The sequence below is a fragment of the Maritimimonas sp. 2405UD52-3 genome (assembly GCF_056591715.1).
In genome coordinates this window covers 309,707-321,900 of the sequence record NZ_JBWQOL010000004.1, presented here as the reverse complement: position 1 = coordinate 321,900, position 12,194 = coordinate 309,707, and the positions used below count along the sequence as shown (strand labels likewise).

At 33.1% G+C, this 12,194-nt stretch carries 10 protein-coding genes; 1 reads left to right on the top strand and 9 read right to left on the bottom strand.

Going from position 1 to position 12,194, the window contains the following annotated elements; translation table 11 throughout:
- Positions 1 to 41 precede the first annotated feature (41 nt).
- The 4 genes from AC1EU5_RS11635 to AC1EU5_RS11620 form a co-directional block, all read right to left on the bottom strand.
- Positions 42 to 488, bottom strand: coding sequence for a hypothetical protein (locus AC1EU5_RS11635; RefSeq protein WP_480192563.1), 447 nt, complete (start codon positions 486 to 488; stop codon positions 42 to 44).
- The gene (locus AC1EU5_RS11630; RefSeq protein ID WP_480192562.1) at positions 464 to 2,299 is read right to left on the bottom strand and encodes an SEL1-like repeat protein; all 1,836 of its coding nucleotides are present in this window, start codon (positions 2,297 to 2,299) and stop codon (positions 464 to 466) included. The genes AC1EU5_RS11635 and AC1EU5_RS11630 overlap by 25 nt, the downstream gene beginning before the upstream one ends.
- 129 nt (positions 2,300 to 2,428) lie before the next feature.
- The gene (locus tag AC1EU5_RS11625; protein WP_480192561.1) at positions 2,429 to 3,280 is read right to left on the bottom strand and encodes a LamG-like jellyroll fold domain-containing protein; all 852 of its coding nucleotides are present in this window, start codon (positions 3,278 to 3,280) and stop codon (positions 2,429 to 2,431) included.
- A 23-nt stretch (positions 3,281 to 3,303) separates the two neighbouring features.
- Positions 3,304 to 4,026, bottom strand: a complete 723-nt coding sequence (locus tag AC1EU5_RS11620) for an aspartate/glutamate racemase family protein (RefSeq protein WP_480192560.1) — start codon at positions 4,024 to 4,026, stop codon at positions 3,304 to 3,306.
- A gap of 135 nt (positions 4,027 to 4,161) precedes the next feature.
- On the opposite strand from AC1EU5_RS11620, the gene AC1EU5_RS11615 reads away from it, so the two are divergent.
- Positions 4,162 to 5,049, top strand: coding sequence for a LysR family transcriptional regulator (locus AC1EU5_RS11615; protein WP_480192559.1), 888 nt, complete (start codon positions 4,162 to 4,164; stop codon positions 5,047 to 5,049).
- Between the two features lie 146 nt (positions 5,050 to 5,195).
- On the opposite strand, the gene AC1EU5_RS11610 is transcribed toward AC1EU5_RS11615, so the two are convergent.
- From AC1EU5_RS11610 to AC1EU5_RS11590, 5 genes are all read right to left on the bottom strand, one after another.
- Positions 5,196 to 6,464 (bottom strand): ligand-binding sensor domain-containing protein, encoded by a 1,269-nt coding sequence (locus AC1EU5_RS11610; protein ID WP_480192558.1) that lies wholly within the window; start codon positions 6,462 to 6,464, stop codon positions 5,196 to 5,198.
- Between the two features lie 248 nt (positions 6,465 to 6,712).
- Positions 6,713 to 7,714, bottom strand: coding sequence for a metal-dependent hydrolase (locus AC1EU5_RS11605; RefSeq protein ID WP_480192557.1), 1,002 nt, complete (start codon positions 7,712 to 7,714; stop codon positions 6,713 to 6,715).
- A 64-nt stretch (positions 7,715 to 7,778) separates the two neighbouring features.
- A complete protein-coding gene (locus AC1EU5_RS11600; RefSeq protein WP_480192556.1) occupies positions 7,779 to 9,236 on the bottom strand; it encodes an MltF family protein in 1,458 nt (485 codons plus the stop codon).
- Positions 9,237 to 9,371: 135 nt separating this feature from the next.
- Positions 9,372 to 10,247, bottom strand: a complete 876-nt coding sequence (fabD, locus tag AC1EU5_RS11595; protein ID WP_480192555.1) for an ACP S-malonyltransferase — start codon at positions 10,245 to 10,247, stop codon at positions 9,372 to 9,374.
- 145 nt (positions 10,248 to 10,392) lie between these two features.
- Entirely contained in the window at positions 10,393 to 12,129 is a 1,737-nt protein-coding gene (locus AC1EU5_RS11590) for an amidohydrolase family protein (protein WP_480192554.1), read from the bottom strand.
- Between the last annotated feature and the right edge of the window lie 65 nt (positions 12,130 to 12,194).

Here is a 12,194-nt window from a genome sequence, read left to right as displayed (position 1 = left end):
TCCTTATGAACTGTAACCGACAAAATATGCATTCATTACTTTTACTTAAGCCTAATTAAACTTCTTAATTTGGTGCCGGCATATACAGTTTTTATAAGTCCTAATTTTCTTAACCTATGCAATACTGGTCTGATTAAGAGCATATATACTAATGAATAGGCAAATCGGAATGGAAACAAGATTATAAGCCATCCTACCTTCAACCAATTCGACGGATTTACGCATTTCTCTCTAGAAAATTTTCCGCAATGTTCAGCAGGACGGTATTTAATAGTAACTGTACGAAAGCCATTAAATTTATCTCCAGTTGTAAAAGATTTATCTCTAGGCAGATAATAATTTGGAAAAGGATATGTTAATAAATCTCTTAACTCATGCTTTAATGCTGGATAAGTACAGATATAACTTGGTTTGAGCCATTTGGCTAATTTTTCAGCTTTTGTTGAAAACTTCACTTTTATTTTTAGTTTTTCCAAAAACCATTCCACCAATTTATTTTTTTGGTTTTTGAGTTATCTAATAAGGGTACATTAGTCTTATCATTTAGTACTTGAAGGAACTGTTCTGCTTCAATAAAACCAATATTAACTGCCTTTGTATACCATTCTTTGGCCTTTGAAAAATCTTGTGGTACTCCATATCCGTGCTCATAGAAATTACCGATTCCTACAAAAGCTTGAGGAAAATCTAATTCAGCTGCTTTTCGATACCATTCCAGTGCCTTTTGATAATCTTGTGTTACCCCAAAACCATTTTCATATAAATCTCCTATATTATTAATTGCCATTGCGTTACCCATCTCAGCTGCTTTTGTCCACCATTTTAAACTGGCAGTGTAATTTTGAGCTACTCCTAGTCCTTGGTGATACAAAAAACCAAGACTAGCCATGGCCTCTACATTTTGAGCTTCACTTGCTTTAATATACCATTTATATGCTTTGGCATAGTTTTGTGTAGGGCCTTCTTCCATATAATAACCACCTATATTTTTCATTGCAAAGTCATTTTCAAGCCCTGCCGATTTCATATACCAAGTAAAAGCCTGTTCCCTGTCTTCAGTTACTCCTATTCCATTATGATAACACACCCCAATATAATTCATAGCATAAGCATTGTCTAGCTCAGCTGCCTTCATATGCCACTCAAAGGCTATTTCATTATTTACTTCTCTTCCCAAACCTTCAGCATAGAGGGCACCAATATCGCACATTGCATCTATATTCCCTGCTTCTTCAGCCATAGCAAACCATTCCATAGCTTTTTGATAGTCTCTTTGTATCCCTAGTCCATTTTTATATTGTATAGCTATATTTCGCATAGATTCGTGAACTCCTGCTTCGGCCGAAATTCGATAAAATTCATTGGCTTTTTCAAAATTCTGCGGGACCCCATAACCATAATCATACAAAACTCCAAGGTTACATTGGGCAGAAGCACTGCCTGCTTCAGCTGCCTTACTGTACCATTCAAAAGCTTTTATATAATTCTGATCTACAATAGTTCCATTTTCATAAAGTATACCTATAGATCTTGCGGATTCTGCATGCCCAGCATCAAAGGCTTTTTTATACCAATCTAAAGACTTTTCTACATCTTGATTTACACCATAGCCTAATTCATGTAAGCATCCAAGATTAAACATAGCATCAGCTACTTTTAATTGTGCTGCATTAGTGTACCATTCAATAGCTTTATGATAATCCTGTTCCACCCCTTCTCCTTCCTCATAAATTAATCCGAGAGCATACTTAGAAATGCCCAGTCCTAAACTTGCTCCTTTTTCTAACCATTCAATGGCTTTATCTAAGTTCTGTTTAGGACCCTCTATAGTGTAGAGTATACCTATATTGTGAATTGCAGAGGCATTTCCAGATGTAGCTGCTTTCGTAAGCCAGTATATTGCTTCTTCATGATTGTGCATTACACCCAATCCATGCATATACATAGCTCCTAAATTAGACATGGCAGTAATATCTTCAAGGTTAGCCGCTTTCAAAAACCATTCAAAAGCTTTCTGGTAATTTTGAACTACGCCATAGCCATGTTGGAAAACTACTCCAATATTGTTCATAGCAACTGCAAGTCCAGCATCAGCACCCTTAGCATACCATTCCATTGCCTTTGCATAATTTTGCTCTACCCCTTGTCCGTACTGGTAAAGAACACCTATGCTATTCATTGAATCTATATTGCCTTCTTCAACTGACAATGTATACAATCGAAAAGCTTCTTCATATTCGCCAATTTTGTATTGCTCATTGGCCTGCTCATTTAAACTTGCCGGTATAGAAGATAACACAATTTATAGTTTAATTAAATGCATAAATATATTGCTTGTATAAGATAAATATACGAAATAATTTATGAGTACTTTTTTGGTTTACAGTACTCTAGACGTATAAAATGTACAAATTAAATGAAGTTACTTTTAATTAAATAAAGCTTTTAAGCCATTTCTTAATTCATAAATGGTTTTTATCTCTTCCAGATTTAATGATTTATTAAAAATAGCAAGCTCATCCATCAAGCCTATGTAGCCTAGTCCTAACATGATTTTTCCTTTTTCTGGCTCCCATGTAAATGGATCATCAATATTTTCTATTGCACCTTGAAAGGTGCCATTAAGATATAGTCTAAATGTGGGTTGGGTTGAATTTACTTCCGAAAAAACCATAGCAACATGTGTCCAAGCTTTAGAGTTAAATGGAGCGGGATTCACTGTAATTGTTCGTTTTTTCCAATCTGCATCTTCGGCATCATCATTAGTGTTCCAAGCGACTTTATCTCCAATAGCTCCATATCTAAATTGTCGAGGGTTATGATCTGTAAAATCAATCCATAAAGCAGCATCATTCCACTGAGCATCTGTAATAACTAGAGGATCACAATAATGATGTGGCAATTGCTTGTTAGGATCTAGTCGTAACCAAAAAGATAGGGTTCCGCTCCAAGATGTATTATTATATCCAACATTTTTATGGCTTTTATAGAAAATGGCTGATGTTTTTGCTTGTTTAAAATGAATAGCATCACCTATAAGGCCTTTATTTTTGGCTAAAACAACGTTTGGATCACTTAAACCTACTTTCGCATTGGTTGCCTCTTTATAATTTTTAGCTGTATAAATCATTGCATCTCCAAATGATATATCTGCAGATGCTTTTCCGTCAAAAGAGCTATAAAAAAGAATATGATCTTTCAGTTTTACCTCTTGCGAAAATGAGATAATTGAAATAAAAAAGCACAGGGTATGCAGTGATAAAAGCGCAGTAGTTTTCATAAATTTCTTATTTATAATTAACATTAGACTTCAGCTGGTTTATTTAAACCCTTTAAACTCCATTCAAAAGCTGCATGCGCATGAAGTTTGCCCGTATCGAATATTGGCAATTCTACATCAGATTTTGAAATTAAAATGGGCAATTCTGTACAACCCAAAATAATGCCTTCCGCTCCTTGCTTTTGAAGTTTTTCTATGATTTCAATAATTCTTTGTTTTGAAGCATTTGTAAACTGCCCTTTCACTAATTCGTTATATATAATATCATGGATTTCCTGTCTTTCATTAAGGTCAGGAATCAAAATTTCAAGCTTGAAATCATTAATTAATGTTTTACTATAAAAATCCTTTTCCATGGTAAATTTGGTGCCTAATAACGCTGCTTTCTTTAGGCCAAACCTTTGAATAGATTCTCCAGTAGATGTTGCGATGTGTAAAAACGGGACATTTATATTTTCTGAAATGTAGTGACTGACTAAGTGTATGGTATTAGTGCACAATAAAATAATATCAGCTCCTGCCCCTTCTAACTGTTGGGCAGCTTGTTTCATAAGTTTACCAATAGCTTCCCAATCTCCTTCAAAAGTTAATCGTTCAATGTCAGCAAAATCTACAGAAACCATAATGCATTTTGCAGAATGAGAGCCCCCTAATAGATCTTTTGCTCTTGTGTTTAGAAATTCGTAATATAGTTTTGATGATTCCCAACTCATCCCTCCTATCAATCCTATTGTTTTTGTATTCATATCATGTTTTGATTCTAGTTATACAAAAATATCTTGAAGGTATGTGATTGGGCAATGCTAAGGTTGAAATCAATAAAGTTATAATTGAAATAATTTCATTTATAGTATATAAGTTACTAAGCTATCTTTGTATTTATGGAGCTCAAATATTTCAGACTAATAAAAACCATTGCTGAGGAAGGTAGTATTGCAAACTCTACTGAGCGTTTATTTTTAACGCAATCGGCTTTAAGCCATCAATTAAGAGATTTAGAAGAACGTTTAGGGTTTAAAGTATTTCACAGATCAAGAAACAAATGGGAACTAACAGAGGAAGGTAATGAGCTATATAAATTAGCTAATAAATTACTCCGTTCCATTGACGAAGGTTTTAGTGCCATAAAACATATTAAAGAAGGCTCAAAAGGAACTATTAAACTGAGTGCAGAATGCCAGTCGTTCTTTCACGCTATTCCATCATTTATTCAAAAAATGGGGATTCTATATCCTGAAATTAATATAGATATAACCCTTGGTGTAACACATCAAACTATATCGCAAGTATTATCCAATGAAATAGATATAGCCATTGTAACATCAAAACCTGAATCTGAAGAATTGGAAAGTATAGAAGTTTTTAAAGATGAAATTTTTGTTGTTATACATAAAGAGAATCAATTAAATAATTTAGATTATTTAGAGGCTAGTCATTTTGAAAATGTACACTTGCTAATTAATTCTTTTCCCTTAGATGGTGTAGCAGTTTATGAACATTTTTTAAAACCAAATAAAATAAACCCTCAAAAAATTTCTGCAATTCCGTTTACAGAGATTTCTTTATCAATGATAAATGCAAATATGGGTGTTATGTGTGCTCCCAAATGGCAATTAAGTCCTTTTAGATTATCAAAGGAATTGAAATTTAAGCGTATTGGGAAGAATGGCTTAAAGCGAACCCATTATTTGGTAGTAAAAAATGAACAGCGAAATAAAAAATACATTAACGATTTTATATCCAGTTTTGAAGAAGACTTTTTAGAATAATATCATTTCAAAAATGTTATGCCTTCCTTCTATACTTTATCTAAGCTTAGCATAAAAGGCGTTTTATTTACTTTTACAAATAAGCTTGTGATTATGGTTAGTTGGTATTTGATTGATTATGAAAATTACTTGTATAAATTCTTGATTCAGTTATACTCACATTTACAAATGCCCTTATTGGTTGCAATCCATAAAATACCATCGTCGGTTAAATGAGCAAAGCGAATTTTATCAGAAGGTAATTTGTTCTTTTTATTGAAGTGTGTCCACTGGCCGTCTTTAAAACGTCTTATGCCATCTTTACCTGTGAATCCCCAAATACTACCCTTTTTATCTTCAATAAATTTCCAAATACCCCTTATTTCTTTTTTAATAGTTGAATTGGTACCATCCTGAATTTCCAAACCTTTATAACTAGAAATCCATAGTCTACCTTTTGAATCAGAAAAAACGCCCGAACCAACATACTTTTTCTTTTCATGCAACCAGGTTTCTTTACCGTCGTACTTATAAATTCCATTTCTTGCCGTCAATAAGATTTGCCCATCATTTGATTCGGTCAAACCAATTGGTGGATAATTACTTGAAGGAATACCATTTTTTTTGAGAAATGTAGTCCAGTTTCTTCCATCATAACGTGCCACCCTTCCAAATCCAGCAACCCAAAAATTTTTATTATTATCTTCATATACTTTTGTAAGTCGACGAGCTCCCTTCAAATAACCATTTTCTTTAGAGACACGGTGAAATTTACCATTCTCAAAATAAGTGATCCCTTTTGTTCCCCAAAGCCAGAGTCTCCCATTTTTATCTTCATAAAACCCCTTAACAAATTCACAACTCAAACAAGGTAAGTCTTTGAATTTAAAAATTGTCCATTTGTCATTTGAAAAGCGAAGTATAGCACCTCTGGCGGATAGTGATGACTCCTCCATGCCTGGATTTGCACTAGAGGCACCAACCCATATATCTCCATTATTTTGTTCAAATATTTGAGTAATAATAGGTATTTTAATGCCAATGTCTTTAGTAAGAATTGGACTCCAGTCTTCACCATCATAAACTAGTAATCCACCCTTATAAAAAGTACCAGTTCCATAATATTTCATATAGAATTCCGGACTTCCTGTACCAATCCAAACACGCTTTTTACTATCTACCATAAAGGCCCCGAGTGACTTACGCATTAATTTATTGCTTTTATCAATACGGCTCCATCCTGTACCATCGTAAATATCTATACCGCGGTCAGTTACAAACCATAAGTTACCATCTGTATGCTCAAACACTCCTTTTATTTGGTGGTCATCCACTAACAACAACTTATCATCGGTAAAACAGGTCCATTTTATTTGGTCTTGTGCTTGAAGCGCAGCTACAAAGAAAAGACAACAGAGTAAGAATTTATTTTTCATCACTTGAAATTTTGTATGCTAATATACTGAATATTTGAGTGTTACAGTGTTGTGAACGTTCATATGGCAAGTCGAGCAGTCAATTTGGGAAGTTGAAATTTAGTATTTCATAAAAAGAGTGTTCTATTAACTTTAGTTAAGAAAGCTTTGTTTTACCCAAGCAACGTAACATAACTTGAACAATTAAAACACATCTCTGAAGTTATAATTCGTATTCTATAAAATTAACATGATAAATTAAAAGAAGCTTATTTTCCTTTAATCCGTTTCCATAACGATTCTAATAGAAACTGGGCATCTTCACGGTTTTTAGGTACTTCTGAAGCTTGTATTTTGCCGCTCTTTTCTTCCAGTAAATAGGAAAATACAAAACCTTGCTCACCATTTTTTCTTTTTAGTTGACCAAAGCGTAAATCATTAAAAAACCAACGGTTATTTTTCTGTTCTAAAAGATACCAGCCTTCAGAAATAGTAATTAGACGTTTCACATTCGGTTTTTGAGCTATTAATGCTGATGATTCTCTATTTTTAGGATGGACTGAGAAATGAATTTCAGATGAGTCAAACAATGAGTAATCACCAATCAGGTAACTATCTGGAGTATCTATAATGGCATTCCATAGCAATATATTCATTGGTGCTGGTCTTGTTGAAATTTTAGTATATGCTATGTTTTGATTTTTTAAAGCTACTTTAAATTCTTGGTATGTATACCATTTAATGGCTAATGCCAGTAGCAAATAACCACTTGAAATAAGAATACCTGTTCTATTTAATCTGGAACGTATTGTAGTTCCCTTTTTTTTGAACATAGCGAGCAGAGCAAAGATCAAAAAAGGCAAGGTATATAAAGGATCAATCACAAAAATGCTATTGAATGCTACTCTTATATTAAATGGCCAAAATAGCTGTGTGCCCCAGGTGGTAAAGGCGTCCAATAAAGCATGCGTTAATAATCCCCAAAAGAATAATTTTGTCCAACTATCCCACCCTACATCTTTCTTTCGTTCTAACTTATGAACTAACCATCCTAAAATAGGTGCCATCAAAATGCAAAACAGTACAGAATGGCTAAAGCCTCTATGTAATTCTGTTGCTGTGATAGTATCAGTAAAAAAATTTGCTAGTACATCTAGATCAGGAATAGTACCGGCTATAGCACCATATAACATGGCCTTGTTGCCAATTTTTTTACCTAACGTAGCCTCTCCTACTGCAGCCCCTAAAACGATTTGAGTAAGTGAATCCAATGAATGAGAATCTTTGTATGCTAAAATAAGGATTCCAAAAATGGAAGCATGAGATGATCAACTTTTATTCTAAAATGATAAACTGCTTATAATGTTCATAGCGCTCAAAAATTTGTTGAATATACTTTACTGGTTCTGAGCCTCGCACATATCCATGCTGAATAAAAAGTTTATTATAATTTATAGGTTTACTTAAAGCTAGCATCATTTTCTCCACCTGTCCTGACCAAATGGTTGTGTCTAGATCTTGCTCTTCAGCCAGACGCTGTGCATCTCTAACATGACCTAATCCGCAATTGTATGCTGCCAAGGTAAACTTAATTCTGTTTTCTAAATCACCAATATCTGAAAATTGATCATAAAGCTGTTTTAAATAATTAGTACCACCACGTATACTTTCTTCAGGGTTAGAAATATCTTGAATACCTAAATGCTCAGCTGTGTTTGGCATAACTTGCATGAGTCCTTGAGCACCTGCCCACGATTGCGCCTCAGGGTTAAATCTTGATTCTTGATATACCTGTGAGGCTAATAAACGCCAATCCCAATCAATTTTTTTGGCGTATTTTTTAATGAGATCATCATATTTACTGATCTGATTGTCCTTTAAGCTGTAATAATCGCTTTTAACACGTCTCTTAAAAGAACGACGGTTTCTAAAATACTTATTGTAAATAACGTTGTACGATTCTTTTTTTCGCTGTGCTATAATCCATTCATTCACAACGGCACGAAACTTTGGAGATTTTTTTCTAACAACCCATGCAATTCGTTGAGAAAAAGAAATAGGGATATCAATTTTTAAAATAGGTTTATAGGATGCATTTATTGTTGCCAAATTTTCATCAGCAATTGTATATTTAATCTTTCCATCTGCTACCATATCCATAATTTCACCTGTTGATAATTGACTATTTAAAGTATCTATAACAATAGTTCCGCCAATTTCATTAGATAAACTCATTAGACGTTCATAATATGCTGAATTCTTACGTACAGATACAGTATCATTAATTAATTCAATGGGATCATGAAGTACACTCTTTTGCAAAGCCCGCCAGGATAGTTCTCTATAATTATCTGGTTTCTTCTGAACAAGTACCTGCCGTGTTAAAAACAGATATTCGGTGAAGTCTACTTCCCATTTTCGTTGATTGGTAATAGTCATTCCATGCGCAATTAAGTCTACATCACCTCTATTTAGCACTTCAAATTCTGAATCTAAATCATTAGATATTAAAAGCTCTAGTTTTAAATTAAGGTGATCTGCAAGCTTTTTTAAAAGTTCAAATTCAAAGCCCATAGCCTGCCCCTTATATAGAAAATAACTTGTACTACTATAGACGACTAATGCTCTGAGAACACCATCTTTCTTAATATCATCTAAATCTCTATCAACTGAGTTCTCAACAATAGGGTTTCTGACAACATCATTCGTGTTAAATGAAGATTTTTCTTGTTGCTTACAAGAAAGTAAATTTAATAGGATAAGAACTAAGATAAAATGTCTGAATGTTACCATGTAGTATGCTCAAATATAAGCATATATCTAATAAAGATTATTTTTACTAATAAAAATGTTATACGAAAAATTCAACATAAATTTCAACTTGCATTAATACATCTAGCCTGATCATTACTCAAAAGATTTTATAAGTTATAAAACTCCATATGTATCAACTTTTTTATCTATTTGATGAACAAGGCCTCTTAAAAAGTTTCCAGGACCAATTTCGGTAAATTTCGTGGCTCCATCTTCTATCATATGCAGAATAGTATGCCTCCACATTACAGGAGATGTTAACTGTTTTACTAAATTTCTTTTAATTTTCTCTAAATCATTACTTGGTCTTGCTGTCACATTTTGATAAATAGGATATCTTGTAAAATTGAATTTTGTCGCTTCTACTGCTAATCTAAACTCTTCAACCACTGGTTCCATAAAAGGAGAATGAAATGCCCCGCTTACAGGTAAATTGACTACTGCAGTAGCCCCAGGCTTTAACTTTTTAGATGCTTCTTTCAGCGCTTGTTTTTCGCCCGAAATAACAACTTGGTATAATGCATTGTAGTTGGCTGGGACAACAACTCCATCTATTTGGTTGCAAGTATTTTTTACAATAACATCATATAGACCAACTACAACTGCCATTCCAGTATTTTTAACTTCACAAACTTTCTGCATAGCTAAAGCTCGCTTTGAAACTAGTTTCAAAGCTGATTCAAAATCTAAGCATCCAATAGCTGCTAAAGCAGATATTTCACCTAAGGAATGTCCAGCCACCATATCTGGTTTAAAAGAAGGTCCCAGCATTTTTGTCAGAATATATGAGTATAAAAAAATAGCTGGTTGAGCAAACTTAGTTTGTTTCAAGTCAACAGCGCTTCCTTTAAACATTACATCAGTAATTGAATATCCTAATATGCTATTTCCCTTTTTAAAATATTCTCTTGCCAATTTAGATTTTTCATACAAGTTTTGTCCCATACCGGGAAATTGTGTACCCTGACCAGGAAATAAATATGCATGCATAAATTATAATAGAATGTTAAGATTCATTAAACTTGATATAGAAATAATTAAATAATAATGCATAAATATACACTTAACTGTAAAACTAAGTTATGATTTAGATATCATTAGAATTACAACCAAGAATGTAAATTATAAGCATAAACTATCCTTGCAAATATTTTTTTGTAAAATACTTGCTTAAAAAATGCATCAAATTGCTTGAAAAAACCTTATTAATAAGTTCTTCAGGAGTATATCCGACCATAATGTCAGAGAGTTCTTCTTTCGTGTAGAAAGCACATGAATTGTCTTCTACCTTTAATATCCTGAATTTCTTCATATACGGTTTATAGTTTAGCTTAATAGCTTTTGATAACCTATTCTTAAACTCGTCTAGGGTGTCTGCTTTATTATAATGATCAAAAGGATCAACAATGCCATCATTATCACTACCCAAGCATATAGTTTTCCACGCTGTTTTTTCATCAATTAAGTTTGTTGTATTTTTATTAGTAGCCCTTATATGTTGCAAATTGATTTTAGCAACATGAAATATATTAGTTAGAAACATTTGCGCATGTAATCTGTTTACAGACTCGATACTATTGTACATACCTTTCTTAAATTCTTTTAACACTTTCTTGAATTTTCCACCTGGCATACGTCCATCATGCATACATATGCCTAAAATACCGTCTGAATCAAATATTTCAGTAATATCCTGATTTGTTATATTAATATCCCACCTGCTGATATAAGATTTTTCATCAAGCGCGTTCGTGTCATTTCTTGAGGCTGCTTCTGCTCTGGAGCTAATACCATTAATAGCCGTATGACTACATATTATGGGCACGGAGTCATCATTTTGTTTATGTTCATTAACAATGGCAGCATATTCATCTCTACATTTTAATGACATATGTTTGGTGTCAATTAAAATACGACTGCCATTGTTCCTGGAAAGTAAGTGATTCTTGATCAATGTTTTTGCAAAATCTGTAAAACCAAAATCCAAACCATTTTGTTGATTGAAAACATTCGAAAACCCTGGTGTACTTTTATTTTTAGCATCTGCAAAACTCTTTGCGTGACCAGAAATAAGGTTATTGAAATGATGTGAAAAAGTGATGAATAATGGCGTGTATTCAAATTCAGAAGTGTCTTTAAGTCTAGCTATATTGCTTTTAAAGCTATTCTCTAAATCTAATTTTTCTGCAGGTTCTAATTGATCAATTGTAGTTCCGTTAAATAAAGTGTCTGTTTTGTAATTAGCAATAGTATGCATGCCTTCTACAGATAGTATACCAGCAATAACATGCCTGCTCTTTATAGTTTTTAATTCTTCATAATTTTTAACCAATCTAAAAGACGGATTATAAATGAGTTTTTCATTGCCTGACTCAGACAAATGACTCTTTTCTATAAATTTGTACTCGTTAATATAGTCATCAAAATAATTAACATTTTCTGAGTCATAAATACTTTTTAAATACTGATCAACACGTAGCTTTGAAAAGCCAGTCAAAACTCTTATAATTTTATTATCAACACTTTTCTTTAATTTTTCACCAAACACTGTATTCAAAATAAATTTTTGAACCTTCGTTGTTCCCTTAAATGGTCTGTTAGGTTTTAAAAATTGTCTTTCTGGAGGATAAATGGCCAAGACTACCAATCTATTATCACCTTCATAACAACTATCTAAATTTGACTGCGTATGCTTGGCTAAATCTCTTGCAAACGCATTAACGAGCCACCTTCTTACAGAAACACCTAAAAACCCCTTGAACAAGGATCTTGTGTAGAGGTTTTTTTTATACGACCAAATATCTTTGATATTTGAATTGTTTGATGGCTTTAAGGAAGGGTGACAATGTAGATCAGCAATAGGATTATTCATAACAGTACAATTTAGCACTAAAGTTACAACACCAAATTGTTAGGCTCAAGAGGAAAATTCCTATT

Coding starts and splice junctions, on each gene's coding strand:
- AC1EU5_RS11625 (WP_480192561.1), bottom strand. CDS start 3,280: ATGAAAACTACTGCGCTTTTATCACTGCATACCCTGTGCTTTTTTATT.
- AC1EU5_RS11620 (WP_480192560.1), bottom strand. CDS start 4,026: ATGAATACAAAAACAATAGGATTGATAGGAGGGATGAGTTGGGAATCA.
- AC1EU5_RS11615 (WP_480192559.1), top strand. CDS start 4,162: ATGGAGCTCAAATATTTCAGACTAATAAAAACCATTGCTGAGGAAGGT.
- AC1EU5_RS11610 (WP_480192558.1), bottom strand. CDS start 6,464: ATGAAAAATAAATTCTTACTCTGTTGTCTTTTCTTTGTAGCTGCGCTT.
- AC1EU5_RS11600 (WP_480192556.1), bottom strand. CDS start 9,236: ATGGTAACATTCAGACATTTTATCTTAGTTCTTATCCTATTAAATTTA.
- fabD (WP_480192555.1), bottom strand. CDS start 10,247: ATGCATGCATATTTATTTCCTGGTCAGGGTACACAATTTCCCGGTATG.
- AC1EU5_RS11590 (WP_480192554.1), bottom strand. CDS start 12,129: ATGAATAATCCTATTGCTGATCTACATTGTCACCCTTCCTTAAAGCCA.